This is a genomic window from Microbispora sp. GKU 823 (assembly GCF_002027145.1).
Lineage (GTDB): Bacteria > Actinomycetota > Actinomycetes > Streptosporangiales > Streptosporangiaceae > Microbispora > Microbispora siamensis.
The window spans coordinates 1-25,588 of sequence record NZ_MWJN01000105.1; the positions used below are offsets into that span (position 1 = coordinate 1).

Annotated in this window: 22 protein-coding genes and 3 pseudogenes; 8 read left to right on the top strand and 17 right to left on the bottom strand. The window is 72.8% G+C overall.

Annotated elements, in window-relative coordinates:
• The 8 genes and pseudogenes from B1L11_RS47410 to B1L11_RS36215 all read right to left on the bottom strand — a co-directional run.
• The coding region (locus B1L11_RS47410) for a glycoside hydrolase family 9 protein (RefSeq protein WP_079319799.1) at positions 1 to 2,540 on the bottom strand (2,540 nt) is incomplete at its 3' end.
• Between the two features lie 13 nt (positions 2,541 to 2,553).
• Positions 2,554 to 5,004: a glycoside hydrolase family 9 protein gene (locus tag B1L11_RS36185; RefSeq protein ID WP_079319817.1), complete on the bottom strand. Its 2,451-nt coding sequence runs from the start codon at positions 5,002 to 5,004 to the stop codon at positions 2,554 to 2,556.
• 344 nt (positions 5,005 to 5,348) lie between these two features.
• The gene (locus tag B1L11_RS36190) at positions 5,349 to 5,864 is read right to left on the bottom strand and encodes a hypothetical protein (RefSeq protein ID WP_079319800.1); all 516 of its coding nucleotides are present in this window, start codon (positions 5,862 to 5,864) and stop codon (positions 5,349 to 5,351) included.
• The gene (locus B1L11_RS36195) at positions 5,861 to 6,397 is read right to left on the bottom strand and encodes an RNA polymerase sigma factor (protein WP_079319801.1); all 537 of its coding nucleotides are present in this window, start codon (positions 6,395 to 6,397) and stop codon (positions 5,861 to 5,863) included. Before B1L11_RS36195 ends, B1L11_RS36190 begins: the two co-directional genes overlap by 4 nt.
• A gap of 171 nt (positions 6,398 to 6,568) precedes the next feature.
• The gene (locus tag B1L11_RS36200; RefSeq protein ID WP_079319802.1) at positions 6,569 to 7,012 is read right to left on the bottom strand and encodes a DoxX family protein; all 444 of its coding nucleotides are present in this window, start codon (positions 7,010 to 7,012) and stop codon (positions 6,569 to 6,571) included.
• A gap of 558 nt (positions 7,013 to 7,570) precedes the next feature.
• Positions 7,571 to 7,855 (bottom strand): LysR substrate-binding domain-containing protein, encoded by a 285-nt coding sequence (locus B1L11_RS52815; protein WP_079319803.1) that lies wholly within the window; start codon positions 7,853 to 7,855, stop codon positions 7,571 to 7,573.
• 473 nt (positions 7,856 to 8,328) lie between these two features.
• A pseudogene (locus B1L11_RS52820) lies at positions 8,329 to 8,466 on the bottom strand (LysR family transcriptional regulator); the annotation flags it as partial.
• 17 nt (positions 8,467 to 8,483) lie between these two features.
• Positions 8,484 to 8,918 (bottom strand): ester cyclase, encoded by a 435-nt coding sequence (locus B1L11_RS36215; protein ID WP_079319804.1) that lies wholly within the window; start codon positions 8,916 to 8,918, stop codon positions 8,484 to 8,486.
• A 125-nt stretch (positions 8,919 to 9,043) separates the two neighbouring features.
• Between B1L11_RS36215 and B1L11_RS36220 the strand changes: the two genes are divergently transcribed.
• Together B1L11_RS36220 and B1L11_RS36225 are read left to right on the top strand one after the other, a co-directional pair.
• Complete coding sequence (locus tag B1L11_RS36220) at positions 9,044 to 9,949, top strand: MerR family transcriptional regulator (protein ID WP_079319805.1); 906 nt, start codon at positions 9,044 to 9,046, stop codon at positions 9,947 to 9,949.
• A 158-nt stretch (positions 9,950 to 10,107) separates the two neighbouring features.
• Positions 10,108 to 11,445, top strand: a complete 1,338-nt coding sequence (locus B1L11_RS36225; RefSeq protein WP_256863194.1) for an MFS transporter — start codon at positions 10,108 to 10,110, stop codon at positions 11,443 to 11,445.
• 11 nt (positions 11,446 to 11,456) lie between these two features.
• Here the strand turns inward: B1L11_RS36225 and B1L11_RS36230 are convergent, their stop codons facing one another.
• Entirely contained in the window at positions 11,457 to 11,885 is a 429-nt protein-coding gene (locus B1L11_RS36230; RefSeq protein WP_079319806.1) for a MerR family transcriptional regulator, read from the bottom strand.
• Between the two features lie 28 nt (positions 11,886 to 11,913).
• On the opposite strand from B1L11_RS36230, the gene B1L11_RS36235 reads away from it, so the two are divergent.
• Positions 11,914 to 12,654: a methyltransferase domain-containing protein gene (locus tag B1L11_RS36235; RefSeq protein WP_079319807.1), complete on the top strand. Its 741-nt coding sequence runs from the start codon at positions 11,914 to 11,916 to the stop codon at positions 12,652 to 12,654.
• A gap of 81 nt (positions 12,655 to 12,735) precedes the next feature.
• Here B1L11_RS36235 and B1L11_RS36240 read toward each other — a convergent pair whose 3' ends face one another.
• Complete coding sequence (locus B1L11_RS36240; RefSeq protein ID WP_079319819.1) at positions 12,736 to 13,560, bottom strand: SDR family NAD(P)-dependent oxidoreductase; 825 nt, start codon at positions 13,558 to 13,560, stop codon at positions 12,736 to 12,738.
• 159 nt (positions 13,561 to 13,719) lie between these two features.
• On the opposite strand from B1L11_RS36240, the gene B1L11_RS36245 reads away from it, so the two are divergent.
• On the top strand, positions 13,720 to 14,061 hold the full coding sequence (locus tag B1L11_RS36245) for an MmcQ/YjbR family DNA-binding protein (protein ID WP_079319808.1): 342 nt from the start codon (positions 13,720 to 13,722) through the stop codon (positions 14,059 to 14,061).
• Positions 14,062 to 14,067: 6 nt separating this feature from the next.
• Here B1L11_RS36245 and B1L11_RS36250 read toward each other — a convergent pair whose 3' ends face one another.
• Positions 14,068 to 14,877, bottom strand: a complete 810-nt coding sequence (locus B1L11_RS36250; RefSeq protein WP_079319809.1) for an SDR family NAD(P)-dependent oxidoreductase — start codon at positions 14,875 to 14,877, stop codon at positions 14,068 to 14,070.
• A gap of 148 nt (positions 14,878 to 15,025) precedes the next feature.
• Between B1L11_RS36250 and B1L11_RS52825 the strand changes: the two are divergent.
• Both B1L11_RS52825 and B1L11_RS52830 read left to right on the top strand, forming a co-directional pair.
• A pseudogene (locus B1L11_RS52825) lies at positions 15,026 to 15,154 on the top strand (transcriptional regulator); the annotation flags it as partial.
• A 163-nt stretch (positions 15,155 to 15,317) separates the two neighbouring features.
• Complete coding sequence (locus tag B1L11_RS52830; protein WP_256863195.1) at positions 15,318 to 15,812, top strand: hypothetical protein; 495 nt, start codon at positions 15,318 to 15,320, stop codon at positions 15,810 to 15,812.
• A 48-nt stretch (positions 15,813 to 15,860) separates the two neighbouring features.
• On the opposite strand, the gene B1L11_RS46015 is transcribed toward B1L11_RS52830, so the two are convergent.
• Positions 15,861 to 16,094, bottom strand: coding sequence for a hypothetical protein (locus tag B1L11_RS46015; protein WP_143737792.1), 234 nt, complete (start codon positions 16,092 to 16,094; stop codon positions 15,861 to 15,863).
• 541 nt (positions 16,095 to 16,635) lie between these two features.
• Here B1L11_RS46015 and metE point away from each other — a divergent pair.
• Positions 16,636 to 18,860, top strand: a pseudogene (metE, locus tag B1L11_RS36260) (5-methyltetrahydropteroyltriglutamate--homocysteine S-methyltransferase).
• Here metE and B1L11_RS46020 read toward each other — a convergent pair.
• The 3 genes from B1L11_RS46020 to B1L11_RS36270 are packed head-to-tail and all read right to left on the bottom strand — an operon-like array spanning position 18,745 to position 22,368.
• The gene (locus tag B1L11_RS46020; protein ID WP_143737793.1) at positions 18,745 to 20,451 is read right to left on the bottom strand and encodes a hypothetical protein; all 1,707 of its coding nucleotides are present in this window, start codon (positions 20,449 to 20,451) and stop codon (positions 18,745 to 18,747) included. The pseudogene metE and the gene B1L11_RS46020 overlap by 116 nt on opposite strands.
• A 55-nt stretch (positions 20,452 to 20,506) precedes the next feature.
• Positions 20,507 to 21,181 (bottom strand): response regulator transcription factor, encoded by a 675-nt coding sequence (locus tag B1L11_RS36265; protein WP_079319810.1) that lies wholly within the window; start codon positions 21,179 to 21,181, stop codon positions 20,507 to 20,509.
• Positions 21,178 to 22,368, bottom strand: a complete 1,191-nt coding sequence (locus B1L11_RS36270) for a sensor histidine kinase (RefSeq protein WP_256863196.1) — start codon at positions 22,366 to 22,368, stop codon at positions 21,178 to 21,180. The genes B1L11_RS36265 and B1L11_RS36270 overlap by 4 nt, the downstream gene beginning before the upstream one ends.
• Positions 22,369 to 22,467: 99 nt before the next feature.
• Here B1L11_RS36270 and B1L11_RS36275 point away from each other — a divergent pair, with 99 nt between their 5' ends.
• Positions 22,468 to 23,646: a carboxymuconolactone decarboxylase family protein gene (locus B1L11_RS36275; protein ID WP_218671524.1), complete on the top strand. Its 1,179-nt coding sequence runs from the start codon at positions 22,468 to 22,470 to the stop codon at positions 23,644 to 23,646.
• A gap of 20 nt (positions 23,647 to 23,666) precedes the next feature.
• On the opposite strand, the gene B1L11_RS36280 is transcribed toward B1L11_RS36275, so the two are convergent.
• Together B1L11_RS36280 and B1L11_RS36285 are read right to left on the bottom strand one after the other, a co-directional pair.
• Positions 23,667 to 24,449 carry a PhzF family phenazine biosynthesis protein gene (locus B1L11_RS36280; protein WP_079319812.1) on the bottom strand — a complete coding sequence of 261 codons (783 nt, stop codon included), beginning with the start codon at positions 24,447 to 24,449 and terminating at the stop codon, positions 23,667 to 23,669.
• A gap of 11 nt (positions 24,450 to 24,460) precedes the next feature.
• Positions 24,461 to 25,579 (bottom strand): acetate/propionate family kinase, encoded by a 1,119-nt coding sequence (locus B1L11_RS36285; RefSeq protein ID WP_079319813.1) that lies wholly within the window; start codon positions 25,577 to 25,579, stop codon positions 24,461 to 24,463.
• Positions 25,580 to 25,588: the final 9 nt, after the last annotated feature.

Below are 25,588 nucleotides of genomic sequence, written 5' to 3' on the forward strand. Positions count from 1 at the left end.
CCGGGGAAGGCGAAGGCCAGTGTCCAGCCGTTGACCGCCGTGGCGCCGGTGTTGGCGATCGTGACGGTCGCGGTGAACCCGCCGCCCCAGTCACTGGTTCCGTACGTCACCTTGCACCCGCCACCGGCCGACGGCGAAGGCGATGGAGACGGGGACGGAGACGGGCTCGGTGAGGCCGATGTGCTGGGCGACGGGCTGGGCAGGCCGGATTGGGCGGTCGCGGTGAGCGTCGCCGAGGGCTGGCTGGTGTTGCCCGCCGCGTCCCTGGCCACGACGTAGAACGTGTAGCTGGTCCCGGCCACCAGCTTGTCCGCGACGTACAGCGTGGACGCGGTCGATCCGATCTTGGTGAAGCCGGCGCCCTGCTTCATGTAGACGTCGTAGCCGGTGACCCCGGTGTCGTCGGTCGAGGCCGTCCAGCACATCGGGACCGCGTTGACGAAGTCGGCCCCGCAGACCCGCAGCCCGGTGGGCGCGCTCGGCGGTGTGGTGTCCCCCGAAGCCGACGGCGACGGCGACGGAGACGGAGAAGGAGAAGGGGACGGCGAGGGCGAAGGCGAGGGGGACGGGCTGGGCGTGCCGCCGGGCGGCGTGCCCCACACCAGCGTGTTCCCGTCGTACACCGGCACGTGCGACGCCGCCGAGGCCGACCAATCGTTGGCCGGGTCCCAGGTCGCGCCGTTCGGCACCGAGATCCGCAGTTGCGTGCCGCGCCGGTAGAGCTGGGCGTCGCCCGGGTAGATGGGCTTGCCCGTGCAGTCCACCTCGGCGTAGTAGGTGCGGTCCTGCGCGAGAGTCGGCCCGTTCACGGCGCAGCCGTTGCTGTCTCCGCCGGTCACCTTCACCTGGGAGATCGAGGTGGAGCCGTCGAGTGTGAAGTAGTAACGCGCCTTGCCCGACTGGAGGACGCGCGGCGGCCAGTTCGACGTGTTGGTGATGGTGACGGTCAGCGAGGTGCCGTCCACACCGGTGTAGACGTTGCCGGTCTCGGCGTAGATCTCCTCGTACTTCTCCTCCGGCGCGGGGAAGCCCGCCACCGGTGTCCCGCCGTACTCCTTGGCGAACCGCGCGAGCACGTTGGTGATGCCGGAGTTGTAGTCGATCGCCACCTCGTTGCGGACGTAGTCCGTTCGGCTGTCGGTGTAGGCGTCGGTCTGGTCCGGGCCGCCGGCGAGAGCGCCGTACAGGACGTGCAGGTTCGGTCCTGTGGTGTCGCTCATGTAGCCGAGGTACTGGCCGCTGGCCGCCCGGTGGTGGACGTGCGTCGGCGGGTTGGTCCCGAAGCCCACCATGTAACTGGAGTGGCGGGGATTGTCCCCGAGGGCGTAGTCGACCTGCCGTTTGGCGAAGTCGTGGTAGCGGGCGTAGAGCGGGTCACCGGGGCCGAGGTGGTCGGCGTAGACGAGGGCCACCCAGGCGGTGTTCAGCGCCATGCGCAGCGACGCCCAGTTGAAGATGTAGGCCAGGCCGCCGGGGGTGACCGGTCCCTTCTTGCCCTTGTATCCGGTGGTCCAGTAGTCGAGGTAGCGCTGGACGTCGTCCTTGTACTTCTGCTCGCCGGTCAGCTCGGCCATCAGCGCGTAGACGCCGTACTCCTTGTCGTTCCAGCCGAGGCCGAAGCTGTAGGCGGGGACGGTTGTTCCGCCCGCGCCCTGGCCCACGTCGGGCTCACTGCCCATCTTCGGGTAGAACTCGCGAGCCTTGTCCAGGTAGCTCCCGGTGCCGGTGGCCCGGTAGAGCCACACGGCCGCCCAGGCCAGCTCGTCCCAGTACATCTTGGTCGCGCCCGGGTGGTCGGAGCCGCCCTCCCAGGTGGAGTTGTAGTAGCCGGAGATGCCCGGCACGCAACTCGTGTACGCCGTGTCCTGGCCGTTCGTGCCCTTGGTCGTGTCGGCGAACGTGAACAGCTGCCTGGCGTGCGTCAGCAGCGTGTCGGCGTACGCCGGGTCGGTCGTCCGGAAGGCCATCGAGGAGGCCGCCATGGCCGCCGCCGTCTCGGCGACGACGTCGGTGCCCTTGCACGTCGGGGTGATCTTGTAGACCGGCCGCGACATGCTCTTGATGTCGATCACCTCGGGCGGGCCCCAGTACGCGTGGTCCACGCTGCCGTCGCCCACCTGGACGTACAACGTCTCAGGATCGGGGTGCGCGGCGATGAGGTAGTCGGTGGCCCACTTGAGGTTGTTCAGCATGGGCGTGAGCTGGGTCCCGTAGCCGGTGCGGTTCTCGACCAGCCCCCAGGCCAGCATCGTGGTGGTGAACGCCATCGGGAAGCCGAACTTGACGTGGTCGCCCGCGTCGTACCAGCCGCCGGACAGGTCCACCCCGGCGGCCTTCCCGTCGTTCAGCGTGCGGTCGCCGCGCCACTCCACCCGGCTCCAGGCGGGCTTCCTGCCCGACTGCTGCGCCTCGTAGAAGTAGATCGACTTCTGCAGGGCCTCGGTGTAGTTGTACGTGCTCGCCGCCTGTGCGGGAGCCGGGCCCGGGACGAGCAGGGCGGCCAGTACGGCGGCCACCCCGCCCAGGGACAGGAGTCTCATGGATGGCCTCGTCTCAGGAGCAGGTGGTGCCGTTGAGGGTGAAGGCGGTGGGTTTGGGGTTGGCGCCGGTGTAGGTGCCGTTGAAGCCGATCTGGATGGACTGTCCGGGGGTGATGGTCTTGTTCCAGTCGAGGTTGGCGGCGGTGACGTTCGCGCCGGTCTGGGTCCAGGTGGCCGACCAGCCGGGTTGGGTGATCTTCTGGGTGCCGGGGAAGGCGAAGGCCAGTGTCCAGCCGTTGACCGCCGTGGCGCCGGTGTTGGCGATCGTGACGGTCGCGGTGAAGCCGCCGCCCCAGTCACTCGTGCCATAGGTCACCTTGCACCCGCCACCGGCGGAGGGAGACGGCGACGGTGAGGGGGACGGGCTCGGCGAGACCGACGGGCTGGGCGACGGGCTGGGGGACGGGCTCGCCGAAGGCGACGCGGACGGAGAGGGCGACGCCGACGGCGACGCCGACGGGGAGGCGCTGGGGCTGGGCGACGGCTCGGCGCCGGGCGGCGTGCCCCAGATGAGGCGGCCGTCGTTGCCGTACAGGGTCATGTGGTCCGCGCCCTTGGCCGACCAGTCGTTGGACGGGTCCCACGTCGCGCCGTCGGCCACGCCGATGCGGAGCTGCACCTCGCGGCGGTACTCCGACTGGCCGCCGGGGAAGATGAGCGTCCCGGTGCAGTCGACCTCGGCGTAGTACGTGCGCCCCTCCAGCAGGTGCGGCCCGGTGGGCTGCTTGCACTGCGTGTAGGACGTGCTCACCGTGACCTGGCTCGCCGTCGTCGAGCCGTCCAGGGTGAAGTAGTAGCGGAACTTCGCCTTGTCCAGCACGGTCGCCGGCCAGGCCGACTTGTTGATGACGAGGGTCTTGGCCGCCGTCTCCCGCGTCGTGTGCGTGATCGTCGGCTCCAGATAGAACTCCGGGCCGTCGGGGGTCTCGCGCGGCAGCGTGGCCAGGGGCGAGCCGCCGTACTTGCCGTAGAGGACGGCGAGCGAGCTGGTGATGCCGGAGTTGTAGTCGAGGGAGACCTCGTTCTTGACGTAGTCGCCGCGGCTGTCGGCGTAGGCGTCGGCGCCGTCCGGGCCGCCGACCAGCGCGCCGTACAGGACGTGCCTGCTCACGGCGGGCTCGCCGTCGGGACCGGCGTTGGTCCAGGAGCCGTGCGCGCCGCGGTGGTGCGGGTTGCGCGGCGGGTTGGTCCCGAAGCCGATCATGTAGCTGGAGTGCCGGGGGTTGTCGCCGAGCGCGTAGTCGATCTGCCGCTTGCCGAAGTCGTGGTAGCGCGCGTAGAGCGGGTCGCCCGAGCCGAGGAAGTCGGCGTACTTCAACGCGACGAAGGCCGTGTTGGCGGCCATGCGCAGCGAGGCCCAGTAGAAGATGTACGCCAGGCCGCCGGGCGTGATCGTGCCCTTCTTGCCCTTGTAGCCGACGGTCCAGTAGTCGAGGTAGCGCTGGACGTCGTCCTTGTACTTCTGCTCACCGGTCAGCTCGGCCATCTGCTCGTAGACGGCGTACTGCTTGTCGTTCCAGCCGAAGCCGAAGTTGAAGACCGGCACCTGCTGCCCGTTGCTGCCCGGGTCCTCCTGGCTGCCCATCTTCGGGTAGAACTCGCGCGCCCGGTCGAGGTAGCTCGCGGTGCCGGTGGCCCGGTAGAGCCAGACGGAGGCCCAGGCCAGCTCGTCCCAGTACATCTTCGTGGCGCCCTCGACCTGACCGCCCTCGCCCGTGGAGTTGTAGAACCCCTGCGCGGCGCTGACGCAGTTCACGTACGCCGTGTCGCGGCCGTTGGTGCCCTTGGTCGTGTCGGCGAACGTGAACAGCTGCTTGGCGTGGGTGAGCAGCGTGTCGGCGTACGCCGGGTCGGTCGGCCGGAAGACGATCGACGAGGCGGCCATCGCGGCGGCGGTCTCGGCGGCGACGTCGGTGCCCGGGCACGACGCGGTGATCTTGTAGACCGGCCGCTTGTGGCCCTTGGCCTCGACGGTCTCCGGCGCGCCCCAGTAGGAGTGGTCCTCACCGCCGTCGCCGACCTGGACGTACAGGACGTTCGGCTCGGGGTGGGCGTGGATGAAGTAGTCGCCCGCCTGCCGGAGCGTGTTCAGCAGGTATGGCAACTGGCCCGAGCGCTCGTAGGACGCCCGGTAGTCCGCGCCGCCCCAGGCCAGCGTGGTGGTCATGGCCGCCATCGGGAAGCCGAACTTCACGTGGTCGCCCGCGTCGTAGAAGCCGCCGGACAGGTCCACCCCGGCGGACTTCCCGTCGTTGACGGTCGAGTCGGCCCGCCAGGTCACCCGGTTGGTGGACGGCAGGTGCCCCGACTCCTGCGCCTCGTAGAACAGGAACGACTTCTGCAGCGCCTCACCGTAGTTGAAGGAGGCGGCCGAGACGGGGGTGGAAGTCGAGGTGACGGCCAGCAGGGCGCCGGCCAGTGCGGTCGCCGTGCTCGCGCTCAGCAGCCGTCGCGGTAGTCGCATCACGTGCCCCTCGGAAAGGACGACGGGCCGGCCCGCCGCGCGGGGCGCCCCGGAAGCGGGCGGGACGATCTCGGGAGGGCTCCCGCCCGGATCGTGCGTACGCGAGGTGGCGCGATCCAAGCACGCTCCGGTCACGGAGCGGTACGTCCAGGTCAGGACGGCCGAGGGCACGTCGCGGAGCTGAAACTTTCAGCTCGGCCCGGCGTTCACACCAGCAGCATGAGCACACCCGCAAGGAGGATTCCGGCGACGACCAGGGCCACCACGGGCACCGCCGTCCTGCCGAACCGGCGGCGGATGAGTCTCGGATTGTGTGCCATCGAAGCGCCCTTCGTCTCGTCGAGTCAGTTATCGGAGGTGTGCGTGCGTGACGTGGAGGGATGCGCCCGCGCGCGGGCGAGTTCGCGTGCCCGGCGCAGCAACGCCGCCCGGCGGGCATGGGCGAGCACGGCCAGCACCAGTGCGGTCGCCACGAACACCCCTCCGACCGTCAGCGCCGGGGCGAGGCCGGTGCCGCGCCGGACCGCCAGCGCGGCCAGGGCGGCGGTGGTGGCGAGTGAGGCGGCCAGGGCGATCCACGCGGCGACCACCCGGTCGGTGGCGAACAGCGGCACCCGGCACATGAGCAGCCATCCGCCGTAGCCCGCCCAGGCCAGGCAGACCACGGTGAGAAGGGCGAACATCACCTGCGTGCGGCCGGGCAGCGGGCCGGGCTCGCCTCCCCACAGGGCGGTCAGGAACGCCGTGCCGGACAGCCCGGACAACAGCGACGTCACCGCCCGGACGCGCCTGGCACGGGACAGCGCCGGTTCGAGCCGCTCGATCATCTCCCGCGCCGACAGCCGCGGTTCCTCGGTCATGGCCGGTATCCCTTCTCCTCCAGATGCGAGCGCAACAGGCGACGTGCGCGGTTGAGCCGGGACTTGACCGTCCCGGCGGGGATCTCGCAGATCTGCGCGCAGTCCTCCACCGAGAGGTCCTGCAGGTAGAACAGGACGAGGATCTCCCGCTCGGGCGTGGGCAGGCCCGACAGGAGGCTCACCAGCTCGGCGCGGTCCACCGCGGCGTCCACGGGATCGTCGACGGTCACGTCACCGGCCGCCAGGCTTTCGTGCGCGTGCTCGTGTTCCCTGGCGTACTGACCGCGCAGACGGTCGGTGACCGATCGGCGCGCGATGGTGAACAGCCAGGGCGCGAACCGGGCGGGTTCCCGCAACCGGGGCAGGCCGCGGATCACGGCCAGCCAGATCTCCTGGGACACATCGTCGGCCCGCTCGGCGTCGAGCATGCGCCGCACGTACGTCCACACGGGCACCCGCCAGCGGGCCACCAGCTCGGCCAGCGCCGCGCGATCACCCAGTTGGGCGCGCACCACCAGTAGCTCGTCGGTCATCTCGTCCTCCCGTCACTCTGCACAGTCGGACGAGGGGCCGATCAGGTTCACGCCGGCACGCGTGGGACCTGCCTCCGGCGATGAGGCAGGTCCTGGCTGCGAGGCGGCACACGCGCGGGTCGTGCCGGACCCGGCGATCGAGTTCGCCCGACGGGCGGCGGCGCGGTGTGGCTACGCCTGTGCCGGCGCGGGCGCGTACGTCTCGACCTCGTGGTGCCGCAGCCGGTGGATCAGCGTGTCCAGCGCCCAGGCGCCGGGGCCGAAGACCGCGATGAGGAAGAACGACCAGCAGAACATCGCCGCCGCCTCACCGCCGTTCCGGATCGGGAACAGGCCCTGCGGCGCGTGCACCGTGAAGTACGCGTACGCCATCGAGCCGGAGCACAGCAGCGCGCTGACCCGGGTGAGCAGCCCGGCGAGGACGAGCGTCCCGAAGACGAGCTGGATGGCCGCCGCCCACCAGCCCGGCCACGTGCCGAACGCCACGGCATGACCGGTGCCGCGGTTGCCGCCCAGCACTCCGAAGATCGTCGCCGCGCCGTGGCAGACGAACAGCAGCCCCGTCACGATGCGGAAAAGCGAGAGGACTGGTCCCCTGATCTGGTCCGATTTCAAGTGATCACCTTCTTGTCGTGCCTGCCGGACGGGCCGCGCCGCGTACGCGCGAACGCGATCCCGGCCGGCCGATGGGAACGCGCCGGAAAACCGGATCCGGCGGAAGAGAAACGGGAAACTCCGGCCGTCGCCTATTCGCAGTCATGGCGAAGTAAATCGGCCGTCATTTCCGGCGTTCCGTGGCTCACATTGTCGGCGAATTGGATGTCCGGCGGCGTGAAGCCGCGCGGATGTATGGGCAAAAGACCCAGAACCGCTGGTAAAAGTCCGAAATGAGCAGCATCGTCGCTGGTGGATTCGGCGGTTCGCCCGTGGACCACGGTGGCCGCGCCTCACTTATTCGGCAGCGAATACGCGGGGCGGCGTAGTCCCAAGAATGCTGATATGAGTGCCACTAGTCAAGGGTTCAAGTAATCCTCTGTCAGGGAATGGCGACACCGCGTCGGGAAATCCGTGACGGCAGCCCGGTCACCTGCCCGTTCTCCGGGGGCGCGGACGGTCCCGCCCCGGAAGACGGCGTGAAACTTTCTCATCGGACCGCCGCCGGGAACCCGCGGGTCACCTCGTCCAGAGGCACTCCTGCGCCGTCCGCACGAGTGCCATCAACCCGGCCGACAGCCGTTCGCCCCGCCAGGCGAGCGCGTACGTCAGGCGAAGGTCACCCGCGTCCAGGGGGACGAAGGCGACGTCGTCCCTGCGGACGGACGTGACGACCAGGGAGGGGGTGGGCAGCAGGCCGACGCCGGCCGCGACCAGGTCGAGCGCGGCGGCGAAGTCGTCGATCTCGTCGGCCACCACGTGCTGCCGGTGCGGCCCGACGCGGGCGGCGAGCCGTGCCCACATCCCGCCGGGCGGGCGTTCGCGCGGCAGCAGGACGCGGTGCCGCGCGAGCCGTTCGGGCTGCAGGCGGGCAGGCCGGCGAGCGGGTCCCCGGCCGGTACGGCCAGATGCCCGACGGGCACGTGGAAACGGGCGGCGGTGGTCAGCTCCCGTGGGAAGGGGGCGGCGAGGATGGCCGCGGTCACCTCGCCGGCCGCGAGGGCCGCGACGGCGGCGGCCGGCCGGCCGGGCGCAGCTCCACCTCGGCAGGGGGATCGCGGCGTGCCATCCTGCGCGCGATCCGCGCCGCGAGGCCGCCGGCCGGCGGGGGATAGGCGAGGCGGACACCGATGCCCTCCGGCGCCGCGAGCCGCTCCGCCTCCGCCGAGAAGGCGGCCGCCCGACTCCAGCAACGCCTCGGCGTACGGCAGCAGCGCCTTGCCGGCGGGCGACAGGCGGACCTCCCGGCTGGTCCGCTCGAACAGGCGGACCCCGAGCGCGCGCTCGAGACGGCCGACGGCCTGGCTCGCGGCGGGCTGGGAGACGCCCAGTTCCGCGGCGGCGCGGGAGAAGCTGAGGTGCCGGGCGACGAGGGCGAAGCAGCCGATGTCGCGCAGCGGCGGGCCGGAGTCCACGCTCCAGTATGAGGACCTCAGGCGGTCCTGCGCAGACGCAGGTCGCAGCCCGTCTGGCGGAAGAGCGCCAGCTGGTCGTAGTAGACCCGCCCGCTCGCGAACACGCCATCCTCCATCGTGTAGGCGCCCGCGGCCGGCAGGACCACGCGGCTGCCGCTGCCCGGGATCTCCGTGCCGCCCGGCAGCAGCAGCGCCCCGGTGTGGGTGCCGCTGAACGTCCACTCCGCGATGATGGTGTCGTCCAGGACGGTCCATGCGGTGATCTCGTTGTGCATGTCGGGGAACGCCGTGAAGAGCTGCCGGAAGTACCAGCCGATCTGCTCGTGGCCCTCGGTCACTCCCGCGGGCGTCACGAACACGGCCCTCGAGCTGAAGCATTGGATCAACCGCTCGACGTTCTGGACGTTGATGGCGTCCGTGAGCGCCTCGAGCAGCCCGCCGATCTCAGCCATGCGCCTCCCGTCCCCGTCCTGGAACTCCTACCCGCGGCGACGGGTCACGACGCCGCCGTGGCGTGGCGTTGACTTGCGAACAGGCCCTTGAGTCTCCAGCCGGTGGAGAGACCAGACTCGGGGTCATGGACGACGAGGGGCTGTTCACCATTGGGTGGCTCTCCCGCCGCACCGGGATGCCGGTGCGCACGATCCGGTACTGGTCGGACGTCGGCGCGCTGCCGCCGGCGGAGCGGAGCGAGGGAGGCTACCGGCTCTACGACGCCGGCGCCGTGGCCCGGCTGGAGCTGATCAGGACGCTGCGGGAGCTCGGTCTCGGCCTGGACGACGTACGGCGGGTGCTGGAGCGGAAGGTCACCCTGGCCGACGTCGCCGCCGTCCATGTGGACGCACTGGACGCGCAGATCCGCACCCTGCGGCTCCGGCGCGCGGTGCTCAGCACCGTCGCGAGGCGGCGGTCCGGCACGGAGGAGACGAAACTGTTGAACGATCTGGCACGGCTGTCCGCCGAGGAACGGCGGCGCATCATCGAGAACTTCGTGGACGAGGTCTTCGGCGGACTGGACGCCGATCCGGAGCTCAGGAACCGGATGCGGCACACCGAGATCGGCCTGCCCGACGACCCCACGCCCGAGCAGGTGGACGCCTGGGTGGAGCTCGCCGAACTCGTGCGCGACCCGGACTTCCGGCGGCGGATGCGCGACATGGTGGAGCACAACGTGCAAAACCGTGCGGGACAGGAGCCGGGAGCCTTCATGTGGTTCGCGAAGAAGGTCGCCTGGCAGGTCGGCCAGGCGCGGGAGAACGGCGTGCGCCCCGACTCTCCCGAGGCCGCCGAGGTCGTCCGCCGCCTGCTCGGCGACATGGACGCCGACGGCCGGGCGGCTGTCAGGCGGCGCCTGGAGGCCGGCCTGTTCGCCGAGGCCGAGCGCTACCGGCATCTCATGGCCGTGATCAACGGCCGGGAGCCGAAGCCGTCCCACGCCGACGACTTCGCCTGGCTCCTCGCCGCCCTGCGGGCCCATCCCTGAGCACGGCCGACACCATCCGGGAGGCTCCGCCACGCTTCGGCGTTGACCGAACTCATCGTGGGCAGCGATGGCGTATGTCGTCGACGAGAACTCCTCGTATCACCTCCGGCCCCGACGGGGCCGTGGCGCACCGGAGACGCCGGACGACCCTCGTCGTGATGTGCGCCGGCATGTTCCTCGTGCAACTCGACGTGACCATCGTCAACGTCGCCCTGCCGCACATCGGCGCGGACCTCCGCACCGGCCTGCCCGGCATGCAGTGGGTCGTCGACTCCTACACCGTCGTCCTCGCGGCGTGCCTGCTCGCCGCCGGCGTCGTGGGAGACCGGCTGGGACACCGCACCGTCGCCGTCGCCGGGCTCGCCCTCTTCGGCGCCGCCTCCCTGCTGTGCGGCCTCGCCCCCGGCATCGGCACGCTGGTCGCGGCCCGCGCCCTGCAGGGCTTCGCCGCCGCGCTGCTGCTGCCCAGCACCCTCGCGGTGGTCGACACGACCTTCCCGGAACGCGCGGAACAGGCCCGCGCCCTCGGCATCTGGGCGGGGGTGTCCGCCCTGGCGCTGCCCTGCGGCCCGGTGCTCGGCGGGCTGCTCGTCACCCTCGCCGGCTGGCGCTCGGTCTTCCTCGTCAACCTGCCCGTCGTCGTGGTCGCCATCGTGCTCACCCTCCGCCGCGTCGGCAGGGACGAGCCCGCACCCGACCGGCGGCTGGACGTCCTGGGGGTGCTCGCCGCAGCCGTCGCCCTGCTCGCCCTCACCTACTGCGCCATCGCGTACGGCCACTCGGGCGTCTCCGCCCAGACGGCGGCGGCCGCCGTGGTCGCCGTGCTCGGCACGGCCGCCCTCGCGTGGTGGGAGCGGCGGGCTCCCGAGCCCCTCTTCCCGCCGTCCGTACTCGGCAGTTCCCGCTTCGTCGGCGCCAACGCCGTCGCCGCCATGATGAACTTCGTCGGGATCGGCTTCGTCTTCGTCGTCACCCTGTATCTCCAGGGTGTCCGCCACCACGACGCCCTGTCCGCCGGTGTCATGCTGCTACCGCTGTTCGCCCCCCTCGCACTGTGCGCGCCGATCACCGGGCGGCTCGCCGCCCGCTACGGACCCCGGCTCCCGATGCTGGGCGGGCTGCTGCTCGGCACGGCCGGCGCCGCCTGCCTGTCGCTGGTCACCCCCACCGGCCCCTACGCGGCACTCCTCCCCGCACTCCTCGGCCTCGGCTTCGGCATGGGCCTGCTCACCGCGTCCGTGGTCGCGGCGGCGCTGCGCGCCGGGCCTCCCTCACGTCCCGGCCTGTCGTCGGGCGTCAACAACACCGCACGGCAGGCGGCCGGCGCGCTCGGCGTCGCCGTCCTCGGCGCGATCGTGCAGGATCCCGCCGACGCCGGGAGGTTCACCTCGGGTCTGCGACGGGCCGGCGGCCTGTCGGCCCTGCTGTGGATCGCCGCGATCGTCATCACCCTCCGTACGGTGCCGGGCCCGCAGGAGCGGGACGCCGCCGGATGACCGTCCCCCCGTCATCGGGCGTCGGTGGGCGGCGCGGGAGCCGGCAGGCCGACCCGTTCGCGTACGGCCTGCCGGAAGTGCGCGCAGCCGGTGACGTCGTCGTGGTCGCAGCCCAGCGCACACTCGATCACCTCCAGCGCCGCCCGGGCCTGTTCGATGCGGCGCCGGAGCTCGGCCTGCCGGCGGCGGAGGACCTCACGCCGCTCGGGCGCCGCGCGGGTGGCGATCATCTCCCGGATGTCGTCCAGGCCGAGACCCGCCTCCTTCGCCCGCAGGATCACGGCCACCCGGAAGATGTCGTCGGGGCCGTAACGGCGCCGGCCGCCCGCGACCCGGGCGGGCGTCAGCAGTCCCACCGACTCCCAGTGCCGCAGGACGTGCGTCGCGAGGCCGAACCGGGCGGCCGCCTCGCCGATGCCGATGGTCGGGCTTGACTTCATGCCGACATTAAGTCGGACGCTGTCCTCCATGTCGAACCCAACCCTCATCGCCCTTCTCGACCGCGTGGACAGGCATCCGGGCCAGGAGGCGCTGCGTGCCCGCTCCTACGAACTTCTCGGCCTGGCCGCCGGGAGCCGTGTGGTGGACGTCGGCTGCGGCGCCGGACTGGCCGTCGCGGAGATGGCCGCCCTGGGCGCGGAACCGATCGGCCTGGACGTCGACGGCCAGATGATCGGGCTCGCCCGGTCCCGGCACCCGGGCCTGGAGTTCCGCCAGGCGGACGCCTGCGACCTGCCGTTCGGGGACGGCGAGCTGGATGGTTATCGGGCCGACAAGGTCTACCACGGCCTGGCCGATCCGGCGCGGGCGGTGGCCGAGGCACGGCGGGTGCTCGCCCCGGGCGGGCGGATCGTGCTGGTGGGGCAGGACTGGGACACGTTCGTGATCGACTCGGACGACGCCGCTCTCACCCGGGTCATGGTGCGGGCGAGGGCGGACGCCGTCCCCAGCCCGCACGTGGCCCGCCGTCACCGCAACCTCCTGCTCGACGAGGGCTTCGCGGACGTCACCGCCGAGGTCCGTACGGGTGTCTTCACGGATGGTTCGCTCCTGCCGATGGTCACCGGTGTGGCCGAGGGCGCGTACGCGGCGGGGGCGGTCACCCGGCGGCAGGCCGACGACTGGATCGCGGAGCAGACCGGGCGCGCGCGGCGGGGGAGGCTGTTCCTCGCCGTCCCCATGTTCCTGGCCGCCGCCCGGCGCCCGTGAGCGTACGGCCGGCCGAGGAGTTCATGGCGCAGCGCTGCAGGCCGCCCCGCCGACGGCCTGTCGTCCGGCGTGGCGGCGGGCTCAGGACATGGCGATGATCTGCCCGGTGACGTGACGGGCCTGATGCGAGGCCAGGAAGACGATCACTTCGGCGACCTCCTCCGGCGTGCCGACGTGCCGCAGGGGGCTTGTCGTGCGGACGGCCTCCTCGACCACGGGGGTGATCCATCCGGTGTCGGTGGCGGGCGGACGGACCATGTTCGCCGTGATTCCGTAGCGGCCGAGTTCGGCCGCGGCGGACATGGTGTAGTTCTCCTGAGCCGCTTTGGCCGCGCCGTAGGAGACCTCTTCGGGGAACCCCTCCGGGCCGCCGGAGGTGAGCCCGATGATCCGCCCCCATGTGGCGCCGCGCCGTACGTGGCGGCGGGCGAACTCCGCGATCAGCAGGGCCGGTGCGCGCACGTCCACCGCGAACTGCCGATCGTGCGAATCGGCGTCGACGGGGCGCAGCGCCCGTCCGAAGCGGTCGCGGGCGTCGGGCAGAAAGGTGTCGGCCACCCAGCCGCTGGCATTGTTGACCAGGATCTCCACCGGGCCGAAGGCCGCCTCCGCCCTGTCGAACAGGCCCCCGATGGCGGTGGCGTCGGCGAGCTCGGCCTCGATCTGCTCGGCTCGGCCGCCCTCTCGCCTGATGCGGGTCACGACCTCCTCGGCGTCCCGTGCCCGCAGCCTGCCGTACGCCTCGGGGAAGGCCGGATCGCCGGCGTGCTCGGCGGGATCGAGCCGCTTGTACGTGAGGAGGACCGCCGCCCCGCACGCGGCCAGCGCGACCGCGATGGCCGCGCCGATGCCCTGGTTCGCCCCGGTGACCAGCGCCACCCGGTCCGTGAGTCGAGGATCGATCATCGCCATGAGTCTGGCACCCGCCGCGCGGCCTCCGCGAGGGATTTCCCACTGGCCGTCGGGGCGCCGATCCCGTCTGCGCGACGGGACCGGCGCCGGAATGTCGGTGGCCGCGGCTAACGTTCGACCGTGACGATGTTCGATCTTTGAGGAAGGCCTCTGATGGTCACGGTCGACGATGTGCGGCGGGTCGCGCGGGCACTGCCCCGCACCGAGGAAGCGCTGGTGCGCGACCACGTGAAGTTCCGGGTCAGGGGCATCGTGTACGCCTCCGTCTCTCCGGACGAGACCCTGATGGGCTTCGCGTTCCCCAAGGAGGAGCGGGCGGCCCTCGTGGCATCCGAGCCGGAGAAGTTCCTCATGCCCCTTCCTTCGGACGAGCGCTACCAGTGGGTCCGGGTCAGGATGGCGGCCATCGACGAGACCGAGATGCGGGAGCTCGTCATCGACGCCTGGCGCATGGTAGTGCCCAAACGGGTAGCGGCCGCGTACCTCGCGAGCTGACGCGGCTCAGACGCGGGCGCCGCCGTCGACGCGCAGGACGGCGCCGGTCACGAAGGAGGAGCGGTCGCTCAGCAGCCAGGCGGCGGCCTCGGCGATCTCGGCCGGGTCGGCCCCGCGGCGCAGCGGTGTCAGCGCCGTGAGCCGCTCCTGGAGACCGGGGGACTCCGCTTCCCAGGCGCGGATCATCTCGGTGAGCGTGTTGCCGGGAGCGATGGCGTTGACGCGGATTCCTTCGGGGCCGTAGGTGACGGCGGCCGACTCGGTGAGGCTGTTGACCGCCCGTTTCATCGCACCGTAGGCCGACAGCTCCGGATTGCCTCCCCAACTGCCGACGGACGAGTTGTTGACGATGGCGCCCGTGCCCGCGGTGGCCCGGATCGCCTCCACCTCGGCGACCATGGCCAGCCAGACGCCCTTGAGGTTCACGGCGTAGATGCGGTCGAAGTCGGCCTCCGGCATCCGGTCCATCGGGCCGGGCCGCTGGCCAATCGCCCCGTTGTTGAAGGCGACGTCGAGCCGGCCGTACAGGTCCACGGCGCGGCTCACGGCGGCGCGCACGCTCGCCGCGTCGGCCAGGTCGCACACCACGTAGTCCGCGGTGCCGCCCGCCGCCCGGATCTCCTCGGTCACCGCCTTCAGCTGGGCCTCCGTCCGGGCCGCGAGCAGCACTCGGGCGCCCTCCCGGGCGAACAGCCGCGCCGCGGCGGCTCCGATACCGCGTCCGGCGCCGCTGACGAAGGCGACCTTGCCGACGAGCAGGCCCGCAGCGGCGGGCGTGGTCTGGGTGGGTGTGTCGGTGGTCGGTGTGTTGTCCATGGCAGTGAGCCTGCGCCGGTGGACGCGGCTCATCCAGGCATCGGCTGTACCTGGATAGGCTCCACGCGCTGGGCAGACTGGAGGTGTGAACCGACGAGAACTGGCCGATTTCCTGCGCAGCAGGCGCGAGCGGATCAGCCCTGCCGACGTGGGTCTGCCCGCCGGGCGCAGGCCGCCGTACCCGGGGCTGCGGCGCGAGGAGGCGGCACAGCTGGCGTTCATCTCGACCGAGTACTACACGCGGCTGGAGCAGGCCCGGGGTCCGCGCCCCTCGCGCGAGGTGCTGGCCGGGCTTGCCCGGGCCCTGCGCCTGACGGACGCCGAGCGCGCCCACCTCCACCACCTCGCCGGCGCGCCGCCCGCCCGCCGCCGGGGCCCACGCGCGAGGTGCGGCAGAGCATCCGTCGACCTGCTGGAGAGGTGCCGCAGGCCGCCGCGTCGTGACGTCCGCGACGCTCGAGGTGCTCGCCTGGAACGAGCTGGCGGCCGCCCTCATGGAGGACTTCTCGGCCCTGCCGCGGCGCGACCGCAACCTGGTGCGCCGCGCGTTCCTCGGCCCGAGGCACGAGGGACGGCGGTTGTACGGGGTCTCCGACGCCGACGACTTCGCCCGCCACGCGGCCCGGCGCCTGCGTGCCGCTGCCGGGCGCTACCCCGACTCGCCCGAGGTGACCGGGCTGGTGGACGAACTCCTCGCGAAGAGCCCGGAGTTCGCTCGGCTGTGGGCTTCCCACGATGTGGCGGCCGGGCCCACGTTGTGCAAGACCTTCCAGCACTCGCTGGTCGGCCCGATCACCGTGAACTGCGACGCCCTCGACATCACCGACCGCGATCAGCAGGTGGTGATCTACACCGCCGTCCCCGGTTCGCCGTCCGAAGAGGCGCTACGGCTGCTGGCGGTCATCGGCACACAACGCATGGACGCCCCCCGCTGAGCCACAGCAAAGCGACTGCGGCAGCCATTGCCGGCTCTCGATTTTCGATCATTGCTCACCGAATCTCGGCCGAAGCTTTCTTATGAAGACGCTGGAGACGATATCCGCATCAGACTCTTCGACGGCGAGTTCCACCACACCCAGCTCCGGATGCTCGCATTCGAGAACGGCGCGTAACCGAATGGGGTGGCTCCACTTCCAGCGCTCGAATGCGGTGACAGGGCGATCTCCCTTCATGGTCACGCCGGTAAGATCCGTGGTCGCCTTGTGCCGGCCGTCCAACCTGCACGGTATACGTGAGACGGCCAGCTTCGAGATCCAAAATGCCGTGATGCCATGCTCCCCAGGTTGTGGCCTGGCGTAGGCGCACGGCACCCATCATCCTGATCCGCCCGCTGGGGAGACCCAGGCGCCGTGCAGCGTTGAATCTTTCGCGACGTTGCCGCGCCCTGCGTGCCCCGACGTAGGCCGCGAACATCATGAGGAATGGAAGGGCCAATTTGGCGACGAGTGTGATCGAGTGCCACAGCTGCATGAATCCCCAAGCAAACAGGATGGTCGGTGGTCGAAAGCGGTGACAGCGGCAGTCTGCCCTCCTCTTCCGGGAGGTGCCAGTGCCGCGGCGGTGCGGCCTCCTTGTCCAGCCTGCCGACCGGACAGGAGTCGTCACCCACGCCCTCGATCACGTTCGCGCCCGCTTATGGATGCCGGCGGTTATCAGGACGACGTCGAAGTGATCCATAAGCATGGGCAATGGATCCGGTGCGGGACAGCCACGTACGGAGAGGATGCGGGCGTTCTGTTCGACGCATGAGGAGTGGTGATGACGTCGTCTTTTCCCGCATCGACCGTGCTGGGGTATCCGAGGATCGGGCCGGATCGGGAGTTGAAGCGGGCGCTGGAGTCGTACTGGGAGGGGCGTTCCAGCCGGGCGGGCCTGGAGGAGACCGCGCGGCGGGTGCGGGAGGACACCTGGCGGCGGCTCGCCGCGCTCGGCCTGGAAGGGCTGCCGTCGAACACGTTCTCCTACTACGACCAGGTGCTCGACACGGCGGTGCTGCTGGGCGCGGTGCCCGCGCGTTACCGGCACGACGACGACCTGACGACCTACTTCGCGATGGCCCGCGGCGCCGAGGGGATCGCCCCGCTGCGCATGACCAAGTGGTTCGACACCAACTACCACTACATCGTGCCCGAGATCGGCCCGGACACGGTCTTCTCGCTCGACGCCGCCAAGCCGCTGGCGGAGGTACGCGAGGCCCGCGCGCTGGGGCTGGAGACCCGGCCGGTGGTGGTCGGGCCGGTGACGTTCCTGCTGCTGTCGCAGGCCGCCCCCGGCAGCCCGGACGGCTTCGCCCCGCTCGACCGGCTGGACGACGCGGTCGAGATGTACGCGCGCCTGCTGGCCGAGCTGGCCGCGGAGGGCGTCGGCTGGGTGCAGCTGGACGAGCCCGCGCTGGTCGCCGACCGCACCGCCGCCGAGCTGGCCGCGGTCGAGGCGGCGTACGGACGGCTGGGACGGCTGGAGAACCGGCCCGCGCTGCTGGTCGCCTCCTATTTCGGGGATCTCGGCGACGCGCTGCCCGTCCTGGCCGGAACGCCGGTCGAGGCCGTCGGCCTGGACCTCGTCCGGGGCACGGACCACGGTGTGGAGGCCCTGGCCGGCAAGACGGTCGTCGCCGGGGTGGTGTCGGGCCGGGACGTGTGGCGCACCGACCGGGACCGCGCGCTGGCCACGCTGCTCGCCGTACGGGAGCGCGCCGGGCGGGTCGTGGTGAGCACGTCGTGCTCGCTCCTCCACGTGCCGTACGACGTGGAACGGGAGACCGGCCTCGATCCGGCGCTGCGGGAGCGGCTGGCGTTCGCCGAGCAGAAGGTCGCCGAGGTGGCCGACCTCGCGGCTCTGCTCGCCGCCGCACCCGGCCGTCACCTGCCCGGACACCCCGCTCCTGAGGACCGACCGCACCCCTCCCGGGTCCGGGCGGCGGAGGGCCGCGCGCCCTACGCCGTGCGGGCCGCGGCGCAGGCCGAGCACCTGAAGCTGCCGCTTCTCCCGGTCACCACGATCGGTTCCTTCCCCCAGACGGGCGAGCTGCGCCGGGCGCGGGCGGCCCTGGCGGCAGGGGAGATCGGCGAGGCGGCGTACGAGAGCATGGTCGCGCGGAGATCGAGCAGGTGATCGCGCTGCAGGAGCGGCTGGGGCTGGACGTCCTCGTGCACGGCGAGCCCGAGCGCAACGACATGGTGCAGTATTTCGCCGAGCACCTCGACGGCTTCGCCGTCACCCGGCACGGCTGGGTCCAGTCGTACGGCTCGCGCTGCACCCGACCGCCCATCCTCCACGGCGACGTGCGGCGGGCTGAGCCGATCACCGTCCGCTGGGCGGAGTACGCCCAGTCGCTGACGAGCAAGCCGGTCAAGGGCATGCTCACCGGCCCGGTGACGATCGTGGCGTGGTCGTTCGTCCGCGACGACCTGCCGCTGCGCGAGGTGGTGTTCCAGGTCGCCGACGCCGTACGGGAGGAGGTGGGCGACCTGGAGGAGGCGGGCATCCGCGTCATCCAGGTCGACGAGCCCGCGCTGCGCGAGCTGGTGCCGCTGCGGCGCGCCGAGCAGGCCGCCTACCTGGAGTGGGCCGTCGAGGCCTACCGATGGGCCACTTCGGGCGCGAGCGAGCACACGCAGATCCACACGCACCTGTGCTATTCGGACGCCGACGAGATCCTCGCCGCGATCGACGCTCTCGACGCCGACGTGACGAGCATCGAGTCGGCGCGCTCGCGGGGGCGCGTGCTCGGCGCGGTCGGCGCCTTTCCCAGGGGATTGGGGCCGGGCGTGTACGACATCCACTCGCCGCGCGTGCCGGGCGCCGACGAGGTGGAGCACCTGCTCACGGAGGCGCTGCGGACGGTGCCCGCCGAGCGGTTGTGGGTCAACCCCGACTGCGGGCTGAAGACCCGGTCGTACGAGCAGGTCGAGGCGGCGCTCGCCAACGTGGTCGAGGCGGCGGCCCGCGTGCGCGAGCGGCTGTTCCGCGACGTCCGCTAGCGGCCGGCGCTGGCCAGGACGACGCCCCGATAGAGGACGAGCGGGGCGCCGCGTCGAGGCGGGCCAGGACGATCTCGTCGTCGGGGCCGGGACCGGCGCGCAGGCCTTCTCGGGGGCGCAAGGAGACGATGAGGTGCCGCCCGTCGGCGGTGGGCAGCACCCGGCGACGGTCTGGTCCTCCCGCGCTCCGGTGGTGATCCGGACGCGGCACCGGCTCGCTCGCCACCGTGAGCGAGCCGCCAGCGGTGCCGCCGTCGCCGCCACCACCGCCCCCACCGTCGCGGGTGTCGCCGGAGAACAGGATCCGGCGCCCGGGAAGGGCCGTGACCGGGGACGCCCCGGCCGGCCCGGCCGCGGCGACCCCCTCGGACGTGAGGGCGACCACGACGCCGTCCGGCGCGAAACGGATGCCCGTAACGCCCGGGGCGTCAGTTCCGGGACCGGCCGGCCGCCCTCCCGTTGGGGTGGCGGGGAGCGGAGCGGCCTGCCGGGCGCGCGGTATGGTGACGGCCTGGCGCGCCCGGGCCTGCCGGAGGTCGACCTCCCACACCTCGGCGGGCTTCGGGTCACCGATGTCCGCGTCGCGGGCGAGCACCGCGACGAGCGCGTGATCGCCCGCGACGACGATCTTCACGCCGCCGTCGCTCGCGGGGAGGCCCTTCACCGGAGTGAGCGTGCCCGTCCGCAGGTCGGCCACGACCAGGCGCGGGCGGGCACGGCCCACCGTCGCGAGGGCCCGGCGGCCGTCCGGCGTGAAGGCGACCGTGCCGACATCCTCTGCCAGCCGGCGGACCTCGCCGCGGAAGCCGGCGACGGCCAGTGCCGGGGGACGGTCGCCCTGCCGCAGGACCGTCGCGTACCCGTCGCCGGTAAAGACGCCGGGGGCGCCGCGGTCCGACCGGCCCGCCGTCCGCGCGCCGCCGTCTCGCGTGTCGGTGATGACGAGCGCGTCGTCCCGCAGCGACGCCAGGTAGCGCCCGTCGGGGGAGACGGCCACCGGAAACGCCGGTACGGAGGTCCTCGGGGTCGCGGTGCCGTCGCGCAGGTCGACGCCGCCTGCGCCGGTCGGTCCCGGGGCGTACCAGTACACGCCCCCGTTGGGGGCGCGCTCGCACTGCGCCTCGGGCCCTGGCTGCTCGGTCCGGCCGTCCGTACGGACGAGGACGCACCGCCCGGTGGTCGCGGACACGGTGGGGCCGACGGGGAAGGTCCCGGTGACGAAGACATGACCGGGGAGCGTGGCGTCGACCACGTCGCCGGAGACCAGGACGGCGTCCCGGGGATCCTCGGCCAGGCCGCGTACCGCGATGGGCGCGGCCGGGTCACCCAGTGCGACCTCCACGTGCCGGCGGACCCACGTGCCCTTCGTCAGTGCGTCGCCGAACCGGCCCACCCGGATCAGGCCGAGCAGGTCGTCCCGCGTCTCGTCGGGCACGCGGGCGAGGAAGACGGCCGCACCGGGTCCTTGGACGTCGGCGGGCAGCGGGTTGACGCGTGCGGCCAGGTTTTCCGGCCCCGGCGACCCGCCGGGGGAGCAGGCCGCGAGCGTGAGCAGGGCGAGCACCACGGCCGCGGGCGTACGCAGACCCATGAACGCGATCTTAGATACCCCCGCCGCCCGCGTCCCCAGACCCGGGGAGAACGGCTCAGCCCGGCTTGGCGGAACTCCGGGGGACCACCAGGCCGGACTCGTAGGCGAAGACGACGAGCTGGGCGCGGTCCCGCGCGCCGAGCTTGGTCATCGCCCTGCTGACGTGGGTCTTGGCGGTGAACGGGCTGATCACCATGTGCGCGGCGATCTCCTCGTTGGTGAGGCCGCGCGCGACCAGGGCGACGACCTCCCGCTCGCGGTTGGTGAGCTCCTTCAGGGCGGCCGTCGGCACGGCGTCCGGAGGGCGGGAGACGTACTCGCTGATGAGCGTCCGGGTGACCGCCGGGGACAGCAGGGCGTCGCCGCGCGCCGCGACCCTGATCGCCTGGAGAAGCTCCACCGGCTCGGTGTCCTTGAGCAGGAAGCCGCTCGCGCCCGCCCGCAGCGCGTCGAACACGTAGCGGTCGAGCCCGTAGTTGGTCAGGATCACCACCCGGGTGGCGGCCAGGCGGGGATCGGCGGCGATGCGGCGGGTCGTCTCGATGCCGTCCATCACCGGCATCTGGACGTCCACGAGCGCGACGTCGGGGACGTGCCGCTCGGCCAGCGCCAGGCCCTCACTGCCGTCGCCCGCCTCGCCGACCACCTCCACGCCGTCCTCGGCGTCGAGCAGCGCCCTGAACCCGGCCCGGATGAGCGCCTGATCGTCCACCAGCAGCACCCTGATCACGCCGCTCCCTCCCCGACAGGCACGGGCAGTTCGGCCTGGATGGTGAAGCCGCCGTCCGGCCCGGGACCGGTCTGGAGCCGCCCGCCGAGCGCGGACACCCGCTCCCGCATGCCGGTCAGTCCCACGCCCGCGCGAACCGCTTCGGGCCGGACCACGGTGGCCGTCTCGGAGGCCACGCCGGCGCCCTGCCGTGGTGTGACGCCGTGCCGTGGCGTGCCGCCGGGCAGGCCCCTGCCGTCGTCCTCGACGCGTACGACGAGGGTGTCGGCCAGGTAGCGGACGTGCACGGACGCCGAGGCGTTGCCCGCGTGCCGCGCCACGTTGGTGAGCGCCTCCTGCACGATCCGGTAGGCGGCCAGGTCGACCTCCGGCGGCAGGGCGCGGGGCGTGCCGGTGACCGCCAGCGTGGCCGGCACACCCGCCGACCGCGCCCGCTCGACCAGCTCGCCGATCCGGTCGGCCCGGGCGATGCCGGGCGCGTCGTCGGGGCCGGGTTCGCGCAGCACCTCCAGCGTCGCGCGCAGCTCCCGCATGGCGTCCGCACTCGCGTCCTGGATCGCCAGCAGCGCCGCCGGCACGTCCTCGCCCCGCTTGCGCGCCAGGTGGACGGCCACGCCGGCCTGCACCTTGATGATCGAGATGCTGTGGGTGAGCGAGTCGTGCAGCTCCCTGGCGATGCGCAGCCGCTCCTCGCCGGCCCGGCGGCGCGCGACCTCCTCGCGGGTGCGCTCCGCCTCGACGGCGCGCTGCTCGGCCTGGCGCAGGTACGCCCGGCGCTGCCGGGAGACGACCCCCGCCACGTTGGCGGCGACGAACCAGCCGACCAGCAGGCCGACCCGTTCCACCACCTCGCGCGGGGTCCGCGTGCCGAGATCCGACAGGTCCGCCAGCAGGACGCCGCCGAGGTAGGCCGCGCTCACCGACGCCGCCCACCACCCGCCGGCCGCCGGCGCCGCCGAATACACGGTGACCATGACGGGAAAGGCGGGCGCGATCTCGGGCTGCACCCGCAGGGCGTAGGCCAGCATGCACGCCGCGGAGACGACGAGCGCCGTCACCGGCGCCGCCCGGCGCGCGACCAGGGCGGCGGCCCCGCCCACCAGGAGCAGGTAGCCCACCACCCCCACCTGCGCGGGGCCGTTCGGCGAGCCGGGAATGAGGGTGCCGCCCGCGAGCAGCACCGCCACGACGGCCGCGATCGCGCGTCCACGGCGTACGTCCCGGGAACGCTGGGGGACGCCTGCCGTCCGTGATCGCCGTCCATGTCCGAAGCGTAACCGCGCCCGATGGGCGCCGCCTCCTCCCGGCGGACCGATCCCGCGCTACTCCCACCGGAGTACGCCGGGCCGCCACTCGCCGTGCCGGGACCGGCCCGGAACGCCTTCCGCCGTACGACGACGGGGGCGGCCGCGCCCGGCAGGATCGGGCCGCATGACAGCACGACCGACGAGGAGACAGAGATGCCGACGCCGTACCGCTACGTGACCCCGGTGCCCACGGAGGTGGCGGCGGGGCTGACCGCCGAGGTCTACGCCCAGATCGCCCGTGATTTCGGCATGGCCCGCATGCCGCTGTTCCTGACGCTGTCCCCCGCTCCGGAGGTGCTCGCTCCCACGTGGGCGATGCTGCGCGAGTCGCTGCTCGCCGGTCGGGCCCCGAGGGCGGCGAAGGAGGTCGTCGCCGCCGGGGTCTCCCTCGCCAACAAGTGCCCGTTCTGCGTCGACGCGCACACCGTGCTCCTGCACGCGACCGGCGAGCACGACCTGGCCGAGACCGTCGCGCGCGGGCGGACGCCGTCCGATCCGGAGCACGCCCGGCTGTTCGCCTGGGCCACCGGCACGGCCACGGCCGGGCAGGCGCCGCCGTGCCCGCCCGGTCACGCGGCCGAGCACATCGGCACGGCCCTCGCCTTCCACTTCATCAACCGGATGGTGTCGTCGCTGCTGACCGACAACCTCCTGCCCGCCGGCCTGCAGCGGTCCCGGCTCGTACGCGGCCTGGGCGGCCGGCCCTCGCCAGGACGGTACGCCGCAGGCTGCCGCGGGGCGAGGCGCTGCCGCTGCTGCGTGGGCTGCCGTCGGGCCCGGCCCCGGCGTGGGCGGCGGGAACCCCGGCCGGGACCGCGTTCGCCGCGCTGCGGGCCGCGGCGGGAGAGGGGGCCGCCCTGCTGGGCGACACGGCCAGGGAGGCGGTCGTGGAGGCCGTCGCGGCCTGGGACGGCGAGCACCCTCCGCTGTCCGGCTGGCCGTCCGGTCCGCTGGCGGACGTCGCGCCGGGGACAGCGCCCGGCCGCCCGGCTCGCCCTGCTGGCCGCCCTCGCGCCCTATCGAGTGACCGACGCCGACGTCGCCGCCTGGCGGGAGGCCGGGGGCGGCCGGTACGACGCCGACCTCGTGCGGCTGCTGGCGTTCGGGGCGATCACCGCGGTCCGGCGGATCGAGGCCGCGCTCGCCGTGCCGGCCTGACGCGACCATGGGGGAGGAGGTCAGACCTCCAGTTCACCGGACCAGATGGTCACGGCGTGCCCGGCGAGTTCGACGCGGTCGCCGCGCAGAGTCGTGCGGACGGTCCCGCCGCGCTGCGACACCTGCTCCCCGACGAGTGCGTCCCGGCCGAGCTTGCCCGACCAGTGGGGCGCGAGCACGCAGTGGGCCGAACCGGTGACGGGGTCCTCCGGCACGCCCACCCGGGGGCCGAAGAACCGGGAGACGTAGTCGGCGGAGGTGCCCTCGCCGGACGCCGTCACGATGACGCCCCGGGCCTCGACCTCGGCCAGCCGCGCCATGTCGGGGTCGGCGGCCCGCACCTCCTCGGCCGAGCCGACCTCGACCAGCAGGTCGAACTCGCTGCGGCCGGTCCACACCGGCGTGACGCCGAGAGCCTCGGCGAGGCCGTCCGGCGGCGGGCACGGCGACGCCTGTTTCGCCGGGAAGTCCATCGCGATCAGCCCGTCGTCCGTCCGCTCGGTCGCGAGCACGCCGCTCTTCGTGGCGAACTCCAGCCGCCCGGACTCCCCGAGGGAGTAGAGGACGTGCGCGGTGGCCAAGGTGGCGTGCCCGCACAGCGCGACCTCGACCGCGGGGGTGAACCAGCGCAGCGAGCGCGGTCCCTCGTCCCGCCGCAGCACGAAGGCCGTCTCCGAGTGGCGCATCTCGGCGGCCACCGCCTGCATCCACTCGTCCGGCACGGTCTCGTCGAGGAGGCAGACCGCGGCGGGATTGCCCCGGAACGGCCGGTCGGTGAAGGAGTCCACGGTGAAGATGCGCATGTCCGCGGATTCTACGGCCGCCCGCCTTCACCAGCGGAATCGCCGATCGCGGCGAGGGTCTCCCGGGCGACCTGGAGCTCCTCGCGGGGCCGTACGACGAGGACCGGCAGGCGGGCGCCCGGCGGGCTGACGACGCGATCCCGGTCCACGTCGGTCACGGCGGGCGGCTCGACGCCGAGCAGTGACAGCCTGCCGCACACCGCCTCGCGCACCTCGGGCTGGTCCCAGCCGATCTCGCCGGTGAACACGAGCGCGTCGAGCCGGTCGAGGGCGGCGGTCGAGGCGGCGATCTCCCGGCTCACCCGGTAGCCGAACACGTCGAGAGCCAGCGTCGCGGCCTCCTCCTTCGAGGCGACCAGGTCGCGGGTGTCGCCGGACAGGCCGCCGGAGAGCCCGAGCAGGCCGGAGTCCTGCTCCAGCCCGTCGCGCAGTTCCTCCAGCGTGAGGCGCGAGCCGGACAGCAACCACAGGAGCATGCCGGGATCGACGCTGCCCGAGCGCTTGCTCATGGGCACGCCCTCCAACGGGGTGAACCCCATCGAGGTGTCCACGCTCCGGCCGTTCCGCACGGCACAGACCGAGCATCCGCCGCCGAGATGTGTGAGGACCAGGTTGACCTCTCCGGCCGGGCGTCCGAGCAGTTCGGCCGCCCGGCGGGTCGCCCACGCGTACGACAGCCCGTGGAAGCCGTAGCGGCGCAGGCCCCACCGGCGCCGCCACCCGGCCGGCAGGGCGTAGGTCGCGGCGGCGGCCGGGAGCCCGGCGTGGAAGGCGGTGTCGGGACACAGCACGTGCGGCACGGACGGCAGCACCCGCCGGGCCGCCTCCACCAGCGCGAGCGCGGGCGGCACGTGCAGCGGCGCGAGGTCGGCGTATCCGTGCACGGCCTCCACCACGCCGTCGTCGGCGAGCGCCGGCGCGCGGACGGCCTCGCCGCCGTGGACGAGCCGGTGACCGACGGCGGCCACCTCGGCGTCCGCCCCGGACAGGAAGTCCGACAGCGTACGCTCCGCCGCGGCGGGGTCGGGGCTGTGCTCGCTGTGCTCGGTCCGCAGCACGCGGCCGTCCCGCACCAGATGCAGTTGCAGGCTGCTGGAGCCCGCGTTGACGGTGAGCACGGTCGGTGTCATGGCGTCCGT

What these genes read in the sequence shown, in the direction of transcription:
- B1L11_RS36195 (WP_079319801.1), bottom strand. Translation starts at nt 6,397, where the DNA reads ATGACCGACGAGCTACTGGTGGTGCGCGCCCAACTGGGTGATCGCGCG.
- B1L11_RS36280 (WP_079319812.1), bottom strand. Translation starts at nt 24,449, where the DNA reads ATGCGCATCTTCACCGTGGACTCCTTCACCGACCGGCCGTTCCGGGGC.
- B1L11_RS36245 (WP_079319808.1), top strand. Translation starts at nt 13,720, where the DNA reads ATGGTCACGGTCGACGATGTGCGGCGGGTCGCGCGGGCACTGCCCCGC.
- B1L11_RS36235 (WP_079319807.1), top strand. Translation starts at nt 11,914, where the DNA reads ATGTCGAACCCAACCCTCATCGCCCTTCTCGACCGCGTGGACAGGCAT.
- B1L11_RS36190 (WP_079319800.1), bottom strand. Translation starts at nt 5,864, where the DNA reads ATGACCGAGGAACCGCGGCTGTCGGCGCGGGAGATGATCGAGCGGCTC.
- B1L11_RS36230 (WP_079319806.1), bottom strand. Translation starts at nt 11,885, where the DNA reads ATGAAGTCAAGCCCGACCATCGGCATCGGCGAGGCGGCCGCCCGGTTC.
- B1L11_RS36275 (WP_218671524.1), top strand. Translation starts at nt 22,468, where the DNA reads ATGGGCGCCGCCTCCTCCCGGCGGACCGATCCCGCGCTACTCCCACCG.
- B1L11_RS36240 (WP_079319819.1), bottom strand. Translation starts at nt 13,560, where the DNA reads ATGATCGATCCTCGACTCACGGACCGGGTGGCGCTGGTCACCGGGGCG.
- B1L11_RS36250 (WP_079319809.1), bottom strand. Translation starts at nt 14,877, where the DNA reads ATGGACAACACACCGACCACCGACACACCCACCCAGACCACGCCCGCC.
- B1L11_RS36185 (WP_079319817.1), bottom strand. Translation starts at nt 5,004, where the DNA reads ATGCGACTACCGCGACGGCTGCTGAGCGCGAGCACGGCGACCGCACTG.
- B1L11_RS46020 (WP_143737793.1), bottom strand. Translation starts at nt 20,451, where the DNA reads ATGGGTCTGCGTACGCCCGCGGCCGTGGTGCTCGCCCTGCTCACGCTC.
- B1L11_RS36225 (WP_256863194.1), top strand. Translation starts at nt 10,108, where the DNA reads ATGTGCGCCGGCATGTTCCTCGTGCAACTCGACGTGACCATCGTCAAC.
- B1L11_RS52815 (WP_079319803.1), bottom strand. Translation starts at nt 7,855, where the DNA reads ATGTGGGCACGGCTCGCCGCCCGCGTCGGGCCGCACCGGCAGCACGTG.
- B1L11_RS36215 (WP_079319804.1), bottom strand. Translation starts at nt 8,918, where the DNA reads ATGGCTGAGATCGGCGGGCTGCTCGAGGCGCTCACGGACGCCATCAAC.
- B1L11_RS36285 (WP_079319813.1), bottom strand. Translation starts at nt 25,579, where the DNA reads ATGACACCGACCGTGCTCACCGTCAACGCGGGCTCCAGCAGCCTGCAA.
- B1L11_RS36220 (WP_079319805.1), top strand. Translation starts at nt 9,044, where the DNA reads ATGGACGACGAGGGGCTGTTCACCATTGGGTGGCTCTCCCGCCGCACC.